Genomic DNA, 17,521 nt, shown 5'->3' with positions numbered 1-17,521 from the left:
CAGGGATTGTTTCACAAACGGTAATAAAGATTCACAAATTGGCCGACTTATCCCTTTCCCGCCGCCTCCCTAGAATTCATCTGCCCGAATCGTCTCTTCGGCATCCTCTAAGCTGAAAAGCAAGCAACCCCCCCAGGACTCCCAAACGTGTCGCGTCCCCTCGTGAAAGGACTGGCGTTCGTCGGCTCCTTTGTCGTTTTTTCAACAATTGCCGGTTGCATCAGTACCCATGGCATCGCCCCGCAGGAGCAACGCCTGGGCAATGACCAACTGGCCACCGACGCCGCCATCCAGTCTGCCAACCGCGACGCGAAATGGCCGGGCGAACAGTGGTGGCGCGCCTATGGCGACCCGCAGTTGAACACCTGGGTACAGACCGCCGTGGACAACAGCCCGACGCTGTCCGAAGCCGAGGCGCGCGTGCGCATGGCACTGTCCATGGCCGGCGTCGCCGAGTCCGCCGAGTCGCCGCAGGTCAGCGCCGACGCCTCGCTGCTGCGCCACAAGTGGCCGAGCGACTACTTCTACGGTCCGGGCGAGCTGGCCAAGACCACCAGCTGGAACAACAACGCCGCGCTGGGCTTCTCCTACGACCTCGACCTCTGGGGCCGCGATCGCAGCAACACCGAGCGCTACATGAACGTTGCCTACATGACCGCCGCCGAGGCGCGCATGGCCCAGCTGGAACTGGAGAGCAACATCGTCAGCGCCTACATCCAGATGTCCCTGCAGTACGCCGAGCTGGACATCGCCCACGCCATGCTCGAACAGCAACAGCAGATCCTCTCGCTGGCCCAGCGTCGCCTGGCCGGTGGCCTCGGCACCCAGTTCGAGGTCAGCGAAGCCGAAGTGCCGCTGCCGGAAACCAAGCGCAAGATCGACGCCGTCGAGGAGGCCATCGCCCTGTCGCGCAACCAGATCGCCGCGCTGGCCGGCAAGGGCCCGGGCGCCGGGGCTTCCATCAAGCGCCCGAGCCTGCGCCTGACCGCCCAGCCCGCGCTGCCCAGCGCACTGCCGCTGGAGCTGGTCGGCCGCCGTCCGGACGTGGTCGCCAGCCGCTGGAAGGTCGCGGCCCAGGCCAAGGGCGTGGACGTCGCGCGCGCCGAGTTCTATCCCAACGTCGACCTGGTCGCGAGCCTCGGCTACAGCGCCGTCGGTGGCGGCATGCTGGAATTCCTCACCGGGCAGAAGTTCACCTACAGCGTGGGTCCTGCGATCTCCCTGCCGATCTTCGACGGCGGTCGCCGCCGCTCCGAGCTGGGCCAGGAATCCGCCGGATACGACGCCGCCGTGGCGCAGTACAACCAGACCCTGGTGAAGGCGCTCAAGGGCATTTCCGACCAGCTGATCCGCACGCACTCCATGGAGAAGCAGCAGGAGCTGGCCGAGCAATCGGTGGCCGCCGCGCAGAAGACCTACGACATCGCCAGCAAGGCCTTCAAGGGCGGCCTGACCGACTACCTGCACGTGCTCAACGCCCAGACCCGCCTGTTCCAGCAGCAGCTGACCCTGCAACAGGTGCAGGCCGCGCGCCTGGAAACCCATGCCAGCCTGGTGGTCGCCCTCGGCGGCGGCCTGATGGACGGCAAGGACATGCCCAAGGAGAAGCAGATGGTTCCGGCCAGCGTCTCCGTGCGTCCGCTGAGCGAGCGCTGAGATGGCCGACAGCCAAGCCCTGGGCGCCCGCTCGCCGTTCGACGAGGTGCGCCGCGCCTTCTTCGAGTGGGCGCGCAGCGACGGCGTGACCTGGGTCTACATCGCCAAGCTGCTGACCGCCGCCCTGCTCACCCTGTGGCTGGCCATGCGCCTGGAGCTGCCGCAGCCGAGCACCGCGACCATCACCGTATTCATCGTGATGCAGCCGCAGAGCGGGCAGGTGTTCGCCAAGAGCTTCTACCGCATCCTCGGCAGCATCGTCGGCCTGACCGTGATGGTCGCGCTGATCGCCGTATTCGCCCAGGAACGCGTGCTGTTCCTGCTGGTGGTCTCGCTGTGGATCGGCATCTGCACCGCCGGCGCCGCGCGTTATCGCGACTTCCGTTCCTACGCCTGCGTACTGGCCGGCTACACCGCGACGCTGATCGGCCTGCCGGCCACCCTGCACCCGGAAGCCGCTTTCCTCTCGGCGGTCTGGCGCGTGCTGGAGATCGGCCTGGGCATCCTCTGCTCCACCGTGGTCAGCGCCGTCGTGCTGCCGCAGACCTCCGCCGCGGCCATGCGCAACGCCCTCTATACGCGCTTCGGCGCCTTCGCCTGGTTCGTCCTCGACAACCTCGGCGGCGGCCAGCGCGAGCGTTTCGCGGCGGCCAACGTGAACTTCGTCTCCCAGGCCGTGGGCCTGGAAACCCTGCGCACCGCCACCGCTTTCGAAGACCCGCACATGCGCCTGCGCAGCGGCCGCCTGGCGCGCCTGAACAACGAGTTCATGGTCCTGACCACCCGCTACCACGCACTGCACCAGTTGCTCGAGCGCCTGCGCAGCCAGCACAGCGAACGCGTGCTCGACGCCCTGCAGCCGTGCCTGGAGCTGCTGCGCGAGATGCTCCAGCCGTGGAAGGGCAAGCCGCTCACCGACCGCGACGCCGCGCTGCTCGCCCGCCAGCTGGAAGAGCAGCGCCAGCAGATGATGCAGTGCATCCGCGAGGCGCGCGCGGAGCTGCGCGCCAAGGTCCAGGAAGTCTCCGAGCGGCTGGACTTCAACACCGCCGGCGAGCTGATCTACCGCCTGGTCGCCGACCTGCACAACTACGCCCTGACCCACGCCTCCCTGGCCGACCATCACCACGAGCGGGAGAACTGGAAGTTCGGCTTCTCGCCCAAGGCCAACCTGGTCGGTGCGCTGGTCGCTGGCGCGCGCACGGCGATCATGGTGCTGGTCTTCGGGGTGTTCTGGATCGAGACCGCCTGGCCCAGCGGCAGCACCTTCGTGCTCAACGCCGCCGCCGTCGCCGCGCTGGTCTCGGCCGCGCCGGACCCGTCGAAGATGGCCGCGCAGATGGCCGTGGGCACCTTGATCGCGGCCATCCTGGGCTTTGCCGAAACCTACTTCGTGTTCCCCTACCTGGACGGCTTCCCGCTGCTCTGCGTGGCGCTGGCGCCGGTGTTCGTGATCGGCGCCTACCTGTCGGTGAAACCGGCCTACGCGGGCGTCGGCATGGGCCTGCTGATCTTCTTCTGCTTCGGTGCCATCCCGGCCAACATGACCGTCTACGACGCCGGCCGCACGATCAACGAATACATCGCCCTGGTGCTCTCCCAGGGGCTCGCGGCGGTGATCGTCGGCGTGCTCCTGCCGCCCACCAGCGCCTGGCTCTGGCGGCGCCTGGAGAAGGACCTGCGCATGCGCGTGGTGGAAGCCATCAGCGGCAAGCTCAGCGGCCTGGGCGCGACCTTCGAGAGCGCCACCCGCGACCTGCTCAACCAGGCCTACGGCCTTGCCGCGCGGCGCCCGGACGTGCAGCGCCAGCTGCTCGCCTGGATGTTCCTGGTGCTGGAAGTCGGCCACGCGATCATCGAGCTGCGCAATGAACAGGAACGGCTGCCTGACGAGCCCTGCTACGCCGAGTTGATGCCCTGGCGGCAAACCATCCGCAGCATGGGCCGCGCGCTGATCCGCCTGTTCGTGAACCCGAACGAGGCCAACCGCGAGCGCGCCCTGGCCGCCGTGGAACATGCCATCCTGACCACCAAGGCCACCGAGGAAACCTGCGCGCCGGACTTCGAGAGTTCGCCGCTGCGCCGGGTGGTCAGCTACCTGCACTTCATCCGCACGACGCTGCTCGACCCGCAGTCGCCGCTGCGTGCGGACCGACCCGTAGAGGTTCGCCATGCTGCTTGAAGACCTGCCGCGCGAGATCGCCTTCCACGGCGTCTACATGCCGACCCTGACCCTGCTGTTCGTGGTCGCCGCGGTGATCTGCTGGGTCATCGACCGAGCCTTCGCCTCCCTTGGCGTGTACCGCTTCACCTGGCACCCGGCGCTGTTCCGCGTGTGCCTGTTCGCCTGCCTGTTCGGCGGCCTGTCCCTGACCGTCTACCGATAACGAGCCAGTACCCATGACCTTGAAATCCGTCTTCAGCCTGCTGGCGACCCTGATCATCCTGGTGGTCGCCGTGATCATCGGCCGCACCCTCTGGGTGAACTACATGGACACCCCCTGGACCCGCGACGGCCGCGTGCGCGCCGACATCATCAACGTCGCCCCGGACGTCTCGGGGCTGGTGATCGACGTGCCGGTGCGCGACAACCAGCGGGTGAAGAAGGGCGACCTGCTGATGCAGATCGACCCGGAGCACTACCAGATCGCCGTGAAGCAGGCCGAAGCCGCCGTCGCCTCGCGCCAGGCTACCCTGAAGATGCGCCAGCTCAGCGCCAAGCGCCGCGCCGCGATGGACAACGAAGTGGTCTCGCGCGAGAGCCTGGACGACGCCAGCAACACCGCCGCCGCCGCCGAGGCCGACTACCAGCAGGCCCTGGCCGCGCTGGACGCCGCCAAGCTGAACCTGCAGCGCACCCAGGTGCGTGCCGCGGTAGACGGCTATGTCACCAACCTCAACGTGCATCGCGGCGACTACGCCCGCGCCGGCGAGGCGAAGATGGCGGTGGTCGACGAGAACTCCTACTGGATCTACGGCTACTTCGAGGAAACCAAGCTGCCGCACATCGCAGTTGGCGACCCGGCCGAGCTGCAGCTGATGAGCGGCGAGCGCCTGAAGGGCCACGTCGAAAGCATCGCCCGCGCCATCTACGACCGCGACAACCCGGAAAGCCGCGAACTGGTGGCCGACGTGAACCCGACCTTCAACTGGGTCCGCCTGGCCCAGCGCGTGCCGGTGCGCATCCACATCGACGAAGTGCCGCAAGGCGTGCTGCTGTCGGCGGGCATCACCGCGACCGTGATCGTCAATCCGGACCGCAAAGGCACCGACGGCGCCCAGGCGGCGACGGCGCAGTAAGCGGTAGACGGATCAGAAACGGGGGCTTCGGCCCCCGTTTTCGTTGGTGGCGGCTCTTCCCTGTAGGAGCGGATTCATCCGCGAAAATCCCCACACCGGTCCCCCCTGTAGGAGCGCGCCATGCGCGCGAATCGCGGCCATGGGCCGCTCCTACAGGGGAACGCCGTGCCGTGCGGTTCGCGAGCAAGCTCGCTCCTACGGGGATACGCCGTGCCAGGCCAATCGCGGATGAGATCCGCTTGTATGGCGTTAGGGTAGGAACCTGTCGGGGTGTGGAGGGACAAGATCCGCTTCTGCAAGCCAGACGGTAGGAGACTTCCCCCACCCACCCGCTCACGACAAGCGCCGATAAGGAATCCATCGGATTGAGTAGCCGCTCAAACCGACAATACCGGCAAGCCTGCGCCAATGTGAGCTCCCGACAGGTTGGACCATCTTCACTGTCGGAGAACCCCATGACAAGCCAAGTTCCGGTTATCGGTATCGATGTCGCCAAGGAGTCGCTGAGCCTCTGCGATACACGCTCGGGCGAAGTATTCGAACTGGCCAATGACGTCCGCACAATCAAGGCCTGGCTGAAAACCCTTCCGCCCTGCTGCGCCATCGCGATCGAAGCGACCAGCACCTATCACATGGATGTTGCGACCCTGGCGCATGCGCGGGGACATCGGATCTACGTCATCAATGGCTTTCGCCTGAGCAACTACCGCAAGGGGATTGGTGGGCGAAACAAGGATGATCGCAGCGATGCCCTGCTGCTGGCTCGTTACCTGACCCACGAACAAGCGCAACTGGAGCCTTGGCAGCCGCCGAGCAAGGCCTACTGCCGCCTGCAGACACTGCTGCATCGGCGTGCTGCACTGGTCCGTAGCGCCATCTCATTGCGCCAGAGCTTTTCCCAGGATCGCTCCCTGGCCAAGGCGCTGAAGCCTGTTCTCAAGCAAATGGCCACACTGGAGTCACGCCTGGAGAAAGAGATTCAACAGGCGCTGCGAGAGGCTGGCCTAATGGAGCAAAGCAAGCGCTGCCAGGCCATCGAAGGGATCGGACCGCTGACGGCAGCGGCCCTGAACCTGGCATTTCTGCGGGGACGTTTTCGCAATAGCGATGCCTTCATCGCCTTTATCGGATTGGATGTGCGGCTCAAGGAGTCCGGCCGCTATAGCGGCCGTCGAAAGCTGACCAAGCAAGGGGACCCTGAAATCCGTCGGCTGCTCCACAACGCGGCCATGGCGGCAGCGCGCACGCAGCGCTGGCAGGCCCTTTACCAAAGCTACCTGGCGCGCGGCCTGAAGAAGATCGAGGCCCTGACTATCCTCGCCCGCAAATTGGCCCGAATTGCCTTTGCCCTGATGCAATCCCAGACCAGTTACCAGCCTCCAAAGCAGGAGCCGTCATTGACATAGAATCTCCTACGCAGGTCGTGTTCAGACCAACCCCGGCGCCGCGAAATGCGGGCGGACCGGGTAGCCGTCGAGCAGCGCCTGGACCTTCTCTTCCTCCAGCGCACCATTGAACGGCAGGCCCAGGGCCTGGCGGTGGATGCCGGTGGCGGCCAGCCAGAGGGTGTCTATGCGGGCGGCGAGGGCGCCGGGCACGTCGGTCACCAGCGAGTCGCCGACGAACAGGATGCGTTGCGCACCGCGAGCCTGCAGTTGCCGTTCGGCGATGCGGAATGCTGCCGGGTCGGGCTTGCCGAACCACTGCACCTGGCCGCCTTGCTCGGCGAAGGCTTCGGCCAGACGGCCGGCGCCGAACACCGTGCGGCCGGCGGAGACCACCACGCGGTCCGGGTTGGCGCAGAGGAAGGGCAGCTCCACTGCATGGCGCAGCGGCGCGAAGCGCGCTTCCAGCTCGTCGGTGGGGAAGCTGCCGACGCCGAGGATCAGCGAAGCCTTGTGGATATCCGCGTCGAAGCGCTCGCGGATGTGCGCCGGCCAGGTTTCCAGGGCATCGCCGACGCCGGCGATGTAGATACCGCCGCGCTGCAGTTCGGGCGTGCGTTCGATGGCGTCGATGGCCAGTTGGCCGGAAGTGGTGATGCCGCTGTAGAGCGTTGGCGATACACCAAGCGCAGTGAGCGTGGCGGCCATTTCCGCGACGCTGCGCGAGGCGTTGCTGAGGAACCACACCGGCTTGCCCTCGGCGGCGCGGCGTTGCAGCCAGGCCAGGGCGCCGGGGAAGACTTCGGCGCCGTCCATGAGCACGCCCCAGAGGTCGAGCAGGTAGGCGTCGTAGTCGGCGCAGAGGGTGTCGAGACCTGCGTGGTCGACGAGGCGGGTGTCGGTGACGGCTTGGAAATGCGAGGCGGGCATGGCGATCCGGTCGAGGCGAAGGCAAGCGGAGACGCCTGCGTCAGGCGTCGGTCGCCACAAAGCCTAACGCAGCTGCGCCGCTTCCGGGGAATCCGCCGGGCCGGTCAGGGCTTGGCCGGTATCGGCGGCGCGGCGGCCTGGGTGGTGCCGAGCGAGCCCTCGACCAGGCCCTTGAGGTTGCACAGGCTGAACAGGCTGGTGCTGCAGCGGCCTTCGCGCATGGCGGTGCGGACCGCTTCGACGTCGACGTTCTGCACGTAGTGGATGGCCGGCCCCATGTCGTCCGCGTGGCCGAAGCCGCCGTCGACCATCTCCTTGAGCGCCTCTTCCTTGCTCCAGCCCTGGATGACGATGCGGTACATGGCCGCGAACAGGCCGGTGCGGTCGCGCCCGTGGGAGCAGTGCATCAGCACGGGGCCTTGTTGCTGGGCGGTCTGCAGGATGTGCAGCACGGCGATGACGTCGGCATCGTCGACATGATCGGCGTGGGTCGGGTAGCGCAGCACCTGCACGGGCGCGTCGCCGAGCCAGGCCTTGTCGTCGGGCTTGGTGAAGGTCAGCACGCTGTGCACGCCGAGTTTCTCCAGCAGGGCCACGTCCTGGCTGTGCGGCATGGCGCTGCGGTAGAGGGTTGGCGACATCCGGTAGAGGTTGAACGAGGCGTCCAGCGGCTGCGCCCAGGTGTCCGGGCGCGCATCGGCGTGCGCCGCGAGGACGGGCGAACCGAGAGCGATCAGGGTGGCGAGCGCGAGGGTGCGCAAACGGGGGACGATGGCCATGCGGGCTCCTGTCTGTCAGGCGCGAGACAGTAGGAGTCCGTCGATTAAGCAGCGATGAAGGCTTCGTGAAGAAATCGTCAAGCCGACAGCTGTTTTTTCAGCGCGGAAGGAAACGCTCCTGAACGCGCGGGCGGAAGAACCAGCAGGCCGCCAGCGGGTAGAACAGGTAGTTGAGCAGGAACAGCAGCAGCGCGGCGTGGCTCGGCGGGTTGCGCCAGGCGGCCAGGGCGACCAGCGCCAGGTACAGCAGGGCCAGGCCCGCCGAGTAGAAACCGAGCAGGCGCCAGCGCTCGCCGGTGGTGGGCAGGCGGCCCACACGGCGGGCGAAGAAGAACGCCATGCCGGCGCCGATGGCCAGCGCCACCAGCAGGTTCACCGGAACCAGCCCGTAGCGCAGCAAAGTGCGCAGCAGCACGTTGAGGGCGAAGGCGACGAGCATGCCGCCCAGGGCGTAGTAGCGGGTGCGGATCGGCGCGTCACTCATCTGCTTTCTCCCTAGAGTTCGCCGTTCAGGCCGAAGCGTTTCTTCAGCGCGCGGTCCAGCAGCGCGGTTGGCAACCAGCGCGCGAGCAGGGGCAGTGCGCGGCTGCCATGACCGACGCGCAGCAGGCGCGGCACCGGGTTGCGGTGCACCGCGCCCAGCACCCGGCGGGCCAGCTCGGCGGCGGGCGTGGGTTTGTCCTGGGAGGCGTTGGCGCGGGCGCGGATGAACTCGCGCAGCGGCCACCAGGGCGAGTCCTCGGCGACCACACCCTCCAGGCTGCGGTTGGCATTGGCGCCGAAACTGGAGGCGATGGCGCCGGGCTGCACTTCCAGCACCGCGATGCCGAAGGGCGCGAGCTCCAGGCGCAGCGCCTCATTGAGCGCATGCACGGCGGCCTTGGAGGCGCAGTAGGCGCCGGCGAACGGGGTGACCAGCACACCGGAGACGCTGCCGATGTTCACCAGCGTGCCCTCGCGTTCGCGTAGCAGCGGCAGGCAGGCGCGGCTCAGTTCGACCACCGCGAACACGTTGGTCTCGAACTGCTGGCGCAGGACCTCGGCGCCACCGTCCAGCAGCGGGCCCATGGCGCCGTAGCCGGCGTTGTTGATCAGCACGTCGAGGCCGCCGACTTCGCTGCGCAGGCGCTCGGCCAATGCGGCGACGGCGGCGCTGTCGGTCACGTCCAGGCGCACGCCGCGAAAGCCCGCCTGGTCGAGGGCGGCGACGTCCTCGTCGCGTCGCGCGGTGGCCCAGACGGCGTAGCCGGACGCGCGGAAGGCGTCGGCCAGGGCGCGGCCGATGCCGCTGGAGCATCCGGTGATGAGGGCGACGGGCTGGAACATGCGGCAGTCCTTGGCGGGGAGGGAAAGGCTTCTACCCTAGCCGATAGGCACGCTGCGGGTGAAGGGCGGCTCAGCCGCCGAAGCGCCCTTCGATGCGCTCGGCGCGGAACTCCAGGGTGCTCGCCCGGTACCCCGGACGCAGCGTCGGCAGCGGCAGGCAGTCGTTCCAGCTGTCGCCGCCAAGCAGCGCGCCCGGGCCACGGTAGCGCGGCGTTTCGTAGAGGTTCTCGGCGAGGTCGACGGTGTCGCCGGGGCGGTAGGCGGCGACCTTCCAGCGCAGCTCCAGCAGCGGCACGTCGCTGCCGTTCTTCAGCTCCACGCGCAGCGGCCGGTCGGCCGTGCACAGGGTCGGCGCATAGCGGATGCGCAGTTCCAGGTGCTGCAGGTAACGTTCGTCGCGGCTGTCCTGCCAGATCGCCAGGCTCACCACCAGCGCCAGGCCGACCAGCGCAGCGCCTGAAATCGGCAACGCGCGGCTGGGGTAGCGCAGCAGCAGGATGACCCAGGTGACGATGAGCAGCGAGCCGAACAGCATGGCGGGTTCCGTCGGGGAGAGGGACTAGAGCCTAGCAGGTGCAAGGGCGCGAGAGGACCATCCAAGGGGCCTGACCCTAGACGAAGGCACGACCGGTTCGGGCTTGCGCTGGCGGCGGCCCGTTTGCCTACGCGGTGGGTATCGCGCTGGCTTATGCTTCGCCGTGGATCGCGCCGCCGTGCAACCTCGCGCCTGAGTCGCTACAGGAGTTCCCATGAAGATCGTCAACGCCAAGCTGCGCAAGCAGACCGGCCTGTTCACCATTCGCTGCGAAGGCGAGCTCATTGCCGAGGTGCTGCCGCAGGCCGGCAGCGTGCTCGCCCGCAGCGACGAGCTCGACGTCGCCGGGCAACTGGTCATCGCGCCCCTGGTCGAGCCGCACATCCACCTCGACGCCACCCTCACCGCCGGCGAGCCCGAGTGGAACATGAGCGGCACCCTGTTCGAGGGCATCGAGCGCTGGGCGCAGCGCAAGGAAACCATCACTCACGAGGACACCAAGTCCCGCGCCCACACCACCATCCGTATGCTCGCCGCCCACGGCATCCAGCATGTTCGCACCCACGTCGATGTCACCGACCCGACCCTGGCCGCGCTCAAGGCGATGCTGGAAGTGAAGGAAGAGGCGAAGCACCTGGTGGACCTGCAGATCGTTGCCTTCCCCCAGGAAGGCATCGAATCCTACGAGGGCGGCCGTGATCTGATGGAGGAGGCGATCCGCCTCGGCGCCGACGTGGTCGGCGGCATCCCGCACTTCGAGAACACCCGCGAGCAGGGCGTCAGCTCGATCAGGTTCCTCATGGACCTGGCCGAGCGCACCGGCTGCCTGGTGGACGTGCACTGCGACGAAACCGACGACCCCAACTCGCGCTTCCTCGAAGTGCTCGCCGAAGAGGCGCGGGTGCGCGGCATGGGCGCGCGCGTCACCGCCAGCCACACCACGGCCATGGGCTCGTATGACAACGCCTACTGCTCGAAGCTGTTCCGCCTGCTCAAGCGCTCGGGCATCAGCTTCGTCTCCTGCCCGACCGAGAGCATCCACCTGCAGGGCCGCTTCGATACCTTCCCGAAACGCCGTGGCGTGACCCGCGTGGCCGAAATCGACCGCGCCGGGATGAACGTCTGCTTCGGCCAGGATTCGATCAAGGACCCCTGGTACCCCCTGGGCAACGGCAACATTCTGCGGGTGCTCGATGCCGGCCTGCACATCTGCCACATGATGGGCTTCGACGACCTGCAGCGCAGCCTCGACCTGGTCACCGACAACAGCGCCCGCGCAATGAACCTCGGCGAGCGCTACGGCATTGCTGCCAGCCGCCCTGCCAACCTGCTGGTGCTGGGCGTGGACAGCGACTACGAGGCGGTACGCCAGCAGACCAAGGCGCTGTACTCGATCCGCCACGGCCGCTTGCTGATGCGCCGAGCGCCCGAATGCGTGGAGCTGCTGGAAGGCTGAACCTGGCGGCAGGATGGGCATGCGCGACAAAAACGAACCGCCCCCAGCACGAAGGCAGAGGGCGGGGCGCTGAAGGGCGCAGCGCCAGGTCCAGCGAACGGCCTGCGCCGGCCTGGCAGGCACCGGTTGCGCTTCCGGTGCCCCTTCAGGCCAGGGCAGGTTTCAGGCCAGGCCGACGAAGTCGTCGCTGGTAAGGGTGATGTGGCCGACCAGGTCGATCTGGAAGTCGGCGCCCGTGTTGTTGTTGACATTGCCCTCCACGTAGGTGTGGTCCTGCCCGCCGACGGTCACGTAGTGGAACTTCAGTTGCGCCTGGTTGCTGAACTCCGTGCCCACGCCATTCCACTCGCCGAGGAAAGTGAAGTGCTGCAGGCCGCCGGAGCCGGCGCCGTTGGTGCGGGCGTCGATGGCCGACAGGTCGATCTTGTCGATGCCGTGCTCGAAGCCGCTGATCACGTCGCGTGTGACGCTGCTGGTGCCGCTGTCGCCGGTTGCGCTGAACACGAACAGGTCGGCGTCGGCGCCGCCGTTCAGACTGTCGGCGCCCGCGCCACCGATCAGGGTGTCGGCACCCGCTCCGCCATTGAGGCTGTCGTTGCCGCCCAGGCCGCTCAGCACGTTGGCATTGCCGTCGCCGGTGAGGCTGTCGCCGGCGCTGGTGCCGGTGACGTTCTCGACTCCGCTGAGGGTGTCGCTGCCGGTCTGGCTGCCGCTGGCGGTGCCGGCAAGCAGGCTGACGGTGGCCGCGGCGCTGGTGGTGGAGAGGTCGTAGGTGTCGTTGTCGGCACCGCCGTCGTAGGTGTCGTTGCCGTCGCCGTTGGAGGCCTGCAGCGTGTCGTTCCCTGCGCCGCCGTTGACCTGGTCGTTGCCCCCAGCTCCACGCAGGACGTTGGCGTTGGCGTCGCCGGTGATGTTGTCGGCGCCCGAACCGCCGATCACGTTTTCGATGCCGGTGAGGGTGTCGCTGCCGGTCTGCGTGCTGCTTGAGGTTCCGGCAAGCAGGCTGACCGTGGCCCCCGCCGAGGTGCCCGAGAGGTCGTAGGTGTCGCTGCCGCTGCCGCCGTCGTAGGCGTCATTGCCGTCGTTGACGCTGGTCAGGAACGTATCGTTGCCATTGCCGCCGAACAGGTGGTCGTTGCCGGCCAGACCGCTCAGCACGTTATTGCCGTTGTTGCCCGTGATGATGTTGTCCAGCGCGTTGCCGGTGCCGTTGATGTTGCTTGAGCCGGTGAGGGTCAGGTTCTCGACGTTGTTGCCGAGGGTGTAGGTGATCGACGACTGCACGGTGTCCGTACCCTCGTTGGCGTTCTCCACCACCGAGTCGCCATTGCTGTCGACCACGAAGACGTCGTTGCCTGCGTTGCCGCGCATGGTGTCGCTGCCGCTGCCGCCGTCGAGCAGGTCCGAGCCCAGGCCGCCATTGAGCACGTCGTTGCCGTTGTAGCCGAGGATGATGTCCTGGTAGTCGGTGCCGTTGAGCGGGTTGTTGCCGAAGTTGTTGCCCTCGATGAAGCGGCCCACGGCCTCGGTCGGGGCTGATGTCACCTGCTCCAGGGTGCCGAGGTTGTCGGTGTAGGACACCACGACCCGCAGCTGATGGCTGTACTGCGTATCGGTCGGGGCGAAGGTAGCGCCGGTCGCGTTGGTGATGTTGGTCCACACCGCGCCGAGCAGGGCTTGCCACTGGTAGGTGAAACCGTTGGCGCCGGGTAGGCCGTCGGCGTCCTGGATGCTGCTGGTGTTCGCGGTCAGCCGGTACTGGCTGGGCACCGGCCGGTTCGGGGTGGTCGGCGCCGTGGCCCAGCCGGTCAGGGATACGTTGCCGGTGGGCGTGCTGTTGGTGGGGTTGAGAGTGATGGTCTGGTCGGCAAAGCGCAGCTTCTCGACGCCGACGACGATATCGGTGCCGTCCAGGTTGTTGGCGCCCGCGCGCAGGTCGGTGACCTTGAAGGCGACTATCTGACCGCCGGGGCCGTTGTCGTAGATGCGCACGATGTTGTAGTCGGCCAGGTTGCCGCTGTAGAGGGCGGTATCCAGGGTGCCGTCGAGCGCGCCGCCTGCGTGGTTGTCGCCGAGGACGAAGTTCGGCCGGCTGGCCTGCAGGCCGGTGAAGTGCTGGGCGTAGCCTTGGCTGGCGAGCAGGTGGTTGAGCACGGCCAGGCCGATGGAGTCGCCGACGATCACGTCGTTGCCGGCGTTGCCCTGGCTGACGTCGTTGCCGCTGCCGCCGACCAGCCAGTTCTCGTTGCCATCGCCAATCAGGCCGGCGGATGGCGCAGCCGGATTCTGCGCATTGGCTCGGGCGTCGCTGAAGCGCGAACCGATCAGCCCCTCGATGTCGGTGAGCAGGGCGTTGAACGGCTGGAACAGGACGTTGGTGCCGGGCGCGGCGACCACGTTCTGGTTGTTCAGGTCGGCCGCGGCGTCCAGCGCGATGTTGACGTCGCTGAAGGCGGCGATGTCGAATCCGACGTCGCCCAGCGCCTCGTCGCCGTCGCCCTGGCCGGGTGCGCCACCCAGTCCGGGCAGCAGGATGTCGTCGCCGACGCCGCCGAATTCCTGGTCGCCGGTGGCACCGCCGGAAATGATGTCGTCGCCGTCCTCGCCGAACAGGATGTCCGGGCCGTCGCCGCCGTAGACCTCGTCGTTGCCGTCACCGGCATGCACCAGGTCGGTGTCGCCGCCGGCGTCGATATAGTCGTCGCCGAAGCCGCCGTAGAGCTCGTCGATCCCGGCCTCGCCATACAGGTGGTCGTTGCCCGCGCCGCCGATGACGATGTCGATGGCCCCGGCACTGGTGCCGGCGTAGATGATGTCGTCGCCGTCGCCGCCGTCGAGGAAGTCCTCGATGTCGCCACCGTAGATGATGTCGTTGCCTGCGCCGCCGTAGATGTGGTCGGCACCGGCCTTGCCGTCGAGGATGTCGTTGCCGCCCTCGCCGTAGAGGGTGTCGTCGCCGTCACCGGCGTCGAGCCAGTCGTCGTAGTCGGTGCCGGCGACTACTTCGTGGGAGTTGTAGCCAACAGCCGCGGTGCCGTCGGGGTTCTCGCCCTGGTCGGGACGGTAGTCGCGCAGGTAGGTGATTGACTGGCCGGTTTCCGGGTTGACCAGGTTGACCTGCAGGCCGTTGCCGCCGATGCCGCCGGCGCCGCCGGTGGAGTAGACGCCGATGCCCTGGCCGCCGTGCCCGGCCGCGTAGGCGTCGATCAGGTTGCCGTACTTGTGCTCGGACTTGTAGGCGGTGGCGCTGGCGCCGGAGTCCTTGTAGCTCAGCTCGACGTAGCTGTCGGCGTAGCCGAACACGTCGCCGGCCAGGTGGCGGGCGTCGGTGGTGCGCTCGATGATGTCCTTGAACTGCTCGGTGACCACCTGCTCGTTGAGGTTGGTCATCGCCGGCAGGCCAAGGTCGAGGCGGAACAGGTAGTAGAAGCGGTCGCCATCCATCAGGCGCTCCATCTGGTCCTCGAAGATGGCGTTGAAGGTGGTGCCCAGCTGGCCGGTGTAGACGTGCTTCTCGGCCAGGCCGCCGATCCACAGGTCGATGTTGTTGAAGCCGTCCCAGCCGGCGACGTGCTGGCCGTTCGGATCGGCTGCCCCGGTGAGGAAGTAGGCGGCTTCGTCGGCGGTCACGTAATAGGTGACGCCATTGGACACGTAGCTCTTGGTTTCGCCGCTCTGGTCGGCATCGATGATCGCCTGGGCATGGGCCACGTCGCCGTCGAAGGAGTAGGCGGCGATGAAGTTCACCAGCGACTCGGGGTGGATCATGTTATTGGCGAAGTCGCTCCAGCTGGTGTACGGCGTCAGCGCGTCGACGATCAGGTTGGTGTGGTGCTGGCTGCCGCCGGGCTGCGCGCGTTCGGCGATCAGCGCGTCGTGAATCTGCTGGCGCGCCTGGTTGAGGGTCGGCAGGCCGAGGTCGCGGCCGCGGGCCAGGTTGATGGTCGCAAGGTCGAGCGGCTGGCCGAGCAAGCCCTGTTGCAGCGCCGGGGTGACGAATTCGTCGATCTCGTTGCTGATCTGGCGAGTCATGCCCAGGGCGATGGCGGTCGGGCCGATCTCGGCGTACCCGGCCGGATTGAGGAAGGCCTTCTCCAGGGCGTAGCGGACGATCGAGCCGGTCAGGTCATAGCTGCCGTCGGCGCTCTTTTCCAGCGCGTCAATGGTTTCGCGCAGCTGCGAGTGGCCGAAGCGGAAGGCGGCCTCGCCGTATTCCAGGGAGATGTTCGCGTTGATTGCCGAGTCGTAGGTGACGAACTCCGGCAGGTCCGGGGTGATCAGCCGGGCGTACTGGTCGATGGCGACGTGCTGGTATTCCATCTCCACGGTCAGCTTGGCGGCGTTGAACAGCTTGTTCTGGTCCCAGGAAATGCTGATGCCATCGGCCAGCGTGTAGTTGCCATTGGCGTCGTGGAAATAGCCGCCATTGCCGTCGGATACCTGCACCTGCCAGCGGTGTCGAATATCGACGTCGGTGACGCCGAGAATCTCGGTCTGCAGGTTGAGCAGCTGGACGTTGTGGTCCTCGTGGAACACGTGGTGGATGGCGGTGAGGCCGAAGTTCTCGTTGGCCCGGCCATCGCCGGCGATGTAGTGGTCGCCCACCGATTCCAGCAGCAGCTCGTTGGTCACCGCATAGGTGGCGCTGCCGGCCGGGGCCTTGATGGCGAAGGTGCTGAAGTCGACCAGGTCGAACAACGTCTTCACCGAGTTGTCGGCGTAGTGGATGAGCATCCCGTAGGGGTTGTTGGCATCGAAGGTGATCGAGGCGATGGTGGCGTCCAGCCCCATGAGCTTGGCCTGGTCGATGTGCGCATCGTCGAAGTGCGGGTTCATGTCCAGCAACAGGGCTTCATGGGTGAGGACGACCTGGACGCCGTTCGCGGCGTTGCCATCGGCATCGAGCACGTGACCGTTCTGGTCGCGCACGCGGAAGTCGGCGAGGTCGTCCCAGGTCAGGTCGTCGCGGCCGGTGGTGAGGATGTGCGCGCGCAGCTCGTCGAGGGTCGGCAGGGTGCGGTGGGTCAGCTCGCCGTTGAGCATCCAGGCGGCCGTGTCGCTCAGCGAGTTGCCGTCGAACAACTCGGCGCCGGCACGGAAGTGGCCGGGATTGTTAGGGTCCGCGACCCATTTGCGCAGCAGCTGGGTGACCGCGTCGTTGGAGCCGTAGGTCTGGTTCTGGTCGATGTAGGGCGAGTCGAGGTTCTTGTAGACCGCGCCCTGGGCGTCGGTCCCGCTGGCGCTGGCGCGGTGCACCTTGATCGAGTACACCGGCTGCCCGTCCGGGCCGATGGCGCCGTAGAGCGGGTCGTCCGGCGCCAGCGGAATGGTGATGGTGGCGTTCTGGTTGGGCTTGTCGATGAAGTCCAGGCCGTGGTCGAAGAACTGCCCGAACAGGGTGAACCAGCCGGTGGTCGAGGGGTCGCCGGCCACGGTGTTCAGGTTGCGGATGTAGTACTGGCCGGAGTCGGGAATGGAGGTATCCACTTCGCCCAGGTCCTTGAGCAGGCCGGGGTCGCTGACGATGGCCACGCCGCTGGCGGTGTGCTGGATGTGGCCGTTGGCGTCCTTGGCGAAGGTCACGCCGGCGCTGACGATGGTCTGGCTGATCATCCGCGGGGTGTAGTCGACCAGCGACGCGTTGGGATCGGCGTAGAGGCTGCTGCTGTCAGCCTGTGGCGTCGAACCGGCGGGTACGCCGAGTCCACCCAGGGCCGCGTTGCCCAGGTTCTGGTGCACGTAGTGGCTGTAGTCGGAGTGGGTCAGGCGGATGAAGTTCTGCGCGAAGCTGCCCCATTCGTGACCGTCCTGGGTGAGGTTGTTGAAGACCCCGGAGACGTTGCGCAGGCCGATCGGGTCGCGCGCGCCGTTGTACCAGACCGGTTCGCCCGCGGGGTTCGCCAGCGGGTCGAAGCTGCCCATCACGCCTAGAATATGTACGACGCCGTCGGAGCCCGTGTAGCCGTAGAGGGCCTGGCCGCTGGTGTCGTAGCCCACGACACGAAGCGTCGGAAACTCGACCTGTTGCAGAAGGAATAGTACGTCCTTCTGGTTGAGGGAGAAGCTCTTGAGCGCGTACATGCAGTTCACCTCATGTCCGTTTTGGAATTTGCCGTTCCTACTACTGGCCTGTACTCGAGCATCGGGGACATAC

General features: G+C 67.1%; 12 protein-coding genes. 6 read left to right on the top strand and 6 right to left on the bottom strand.

From position 1 onward, the window contains the following. Positions 1 to 147 precede the first annotated feature (147 nt). The 5 genes from ACA097_RS07905 (at position 148) to ACA097_RS07885 (ending at position 6,362) form a co-directional block, all read left to right on the top strand. Complete coding sequence (locus ACA097_RS07905; RefSeq protein ID WP_160285884.1) at positions 148 to 1,656, top strand: efflux transporter outer membrane subunit; 1,509 nt, start codon at positions 148 to 150, stop codon at positions 1,654 to 1,656. 1 nt (position 1,657) lies between these two features. Further along, positions 1,658 to 3,838, top strand: a complete 2,181-nt coding sequence (locus ACA097_RS07900; protein WP_371369573.1) for an FUSC family protein — start codon at positions 1,658 to 1,660, stop codon at positions 3,836 to 3,838. A 4-nt stretch (positions 3,839 to 3,842) separates the two neighbouring features. After that, on the top strand, positions 3,843 to 4,043 hold the full coding sequence (locus ACA097_RS07895) for a DUF1656 domain-containing protein (RefSeq protein ID WP_043256924.1): 201 nt from the start codon (positions 3,843 to 3,845) through the stop codon (positions 4,041 to 4,043). A gap of 13 nt (positions 4,044 to 4,056) precedes the next feature. Further along, positions 4,057 to 4,956, top strand: a complete 900-nt coding sequence (locus tag ACA097_RS07890) for an efflux RND transporter periplasmic adaptor subunit (protein ID WP_371369571.1) — start codon at positions 4,057 to 4,059, stop codon at positions 4,954 to 4,956. Between the two features lie 455 nt (positions 4,957 to 5,411). Then, positions 5,412 to 6,362: an IS110 family transposase gene (locus ACA097_RS07885; RefSeq protein WP_043248478.1), complete on the top strand. Its 951-nt coding sequence runs from the start codon at positions 5,412 to 5,414 to the stop codon at positions 6,360 to 6,362. 21 nt (positions 6,363 to 6,383) lie between these two features. On the opposite strand, the gene ACA097_RS07880 is transcribed toward ACA097_RS07885, so the two are convergent. The 5 genes from ACA097_RS07880 to ACA097_RS07860 all read right to left on the bottom strand — a co-directional run bounded on the left by ACA097_RS07880 (position 6,384) and on the right by ACA097_RS07860 (position 9,911). Further along, positions 6,384 to 7,271: a TIGR01459 family HAD-type hydrolase gene (locus tag ACA097_RS07880; RefSeq protein ID WP_371369569.1), complete on the bottom strand. Its 888-nt coding sequence runs from the start codon at positions 7,269 to 7,271 to the stop codon at positions 6,384 to 6,386. A gap of 104 nt (positions 7,272 to 7,375) precedes the next feature. After that, on the bottom strand, positions 7,376 to 8,050 hold the full coding sequence (locus ACA097_RS07875; protein WP_371369567.1) for a tyrosine-protein phosphatase: 675 nt from the start codon (positions 8,048 to 8,050) through the stop codon (positions 7,376 to 7,378). 97 nt (positions 8,051 to 8,147) lie between these two features. Then, positions 8,148 to 8,534: a hypothetical protein gene (locus tag ACA097_RS07870; protein WP_371369565.1), complete on the bottom strand. Its 387-nt coding sequence runs from the start codon at positions 8,532 to 8,534 to the stop codon at positions 8,148 to 8,150. A gap of 11 nt (positions 8,535 to 8,545) precedes the next feature. Next, complete coding sequence (locus ACA097_RS07865) at positions 8,546 to 9,376, bottom strand: SDR family oxidoreductase (RefSeq protein ID WP_371369563.1); 831 nt, start codon at positions 9,374 to 9,376, stop codon at positions 8,546 to 8,548. A gap of 70 nt (positions 9,377 to 9,446) precedes the next feature. Continuing rightward, positions 9,447 to 9,911 (bottom strand): multidrug transporter, encoded by a 465-nt coding sequence (locus ACA097_RS07860; protein WP_371369561.1) that lies wholly within the window; start codon positions 9,909 to 9,911, stop codon positions 9,447 to 9,449. A 214-nt stretch (positions 9,912 to 10,125) separates the two neighbouring features. Here ACA097_RS07860 and codA point away from each other — a divergent pair, with 214 nt between their 5' ends. Beyond that, positions 10,126 to 11,367: a cytosine deaminase gene (gene codA / locus ACA097_RS07855; protein ID WP_371369559.1), complete on the top strand. Its 1,242-nt coding sequence runs from the start codon at positions 10,126 to 10,128 to the stop codon at positions 11,365 to 11,367. Between the two features lie 162 nt (positions 11,368 to 11,529). Here the strand turns inward: codA and ACA097_RS07850 are convergent, their stop codons facing one another. Continuing rightward, complete coding sequence (locus tag ACA097_RS07850; protein ID WP_371369557.1) at positions 11,530 to 17,448, bottom strand: peroxidase family protein; 5,919 nt, start codon at positions 17,446 to 17,448, stop codon at positions 11,530 to 11,532. Between the last annotated feature and the right edge of the window lie 73 nt (positions 17,449 to 17,521).

The sequence above is a fragment of the Pseudomonas sp. QL9 genome (genome assembly GCF_041409665.1).
Classification (GTDB): domain Bacteria; phylum Pseudomonadota; class Gammaproteobacteria; order Pseudomonadales; family Pseudomonadaceae; genus Pseudomonas; species Pseudomonas knackmussii.
This window is presented reverse-complemented; position numbering and strand designations above follow the sequence as displayed.

Coding starts and splice junctions, on each gene's coding strand:
- ACA097_RS07900 (WP_371369573.1), top strand. CDS start 1,658: ATGGCCGACAGCCAAGCCCTGGGCGCCCGCTCGCCGTTCGACGAGGTG.
- ACA097_RS07890 (WP_371369571.1), top strand. CDS start 4,057: ATGACCTTGAAATCCGTCTTCAGCCTGCTGGCGACCCTGATCATCCTG.
- ACA097_RS07885 (WP_043248478.1), top strand. CDS start 5,412: ATGACAAGCCAAGTTCCGGTTATCGGTATCGATGTCGCCAAGGAGTCG.
- ACA097_RS07880 (WP_371369569.1), bottom strand. CDS start 7,271: ATGCCCGCCTCGCATTTCCAAGCCGTCACCGACACCCGCCTCGTCGAC.
- ACA097_RS07875 (WP_371369567.1), bottom strand. CDS start 8,050: ATGGCCATCGTCCCCCGTTTGCGCACCCTCGCGCTCGCCACCCTGATC.
- ACA097_RS07870 (WP_371369565.1), bottom strand. CDS start 8,534: ATGAGTGACGCGCCGATCCGCACCCGCTACTACGCCCTGGGCGGCATG.
- ACA097_RS07865 (WP_371369563.1), bottom strand. CDS start 9,376: ATGTTCCAGCCCGTCGCCCTCATCACCGGATGCTCCAGCGGCATCGGC.
- ACA097_RS07860 (WP_371369561.1), bottom strand. CDS start 9,911: ATGCTGTTCGGCTCGCTGCTCATCGTCACCTGGGTCATCCTGCTGCTG.
- codA (WP_371369559.1), top strand. CDS start 10,126: ATGAAGATCGTCAACGCCAAGCTGCGCAAGCAGACCGGCCTGTTCACC.
- ACA097_RS07850 (WP_371369557.1), bottom strand. CDS start 17,448: ATGTACGCGCTCAAGAGCTTCTCCCTCAACCAGAAGGACGTACTATTC.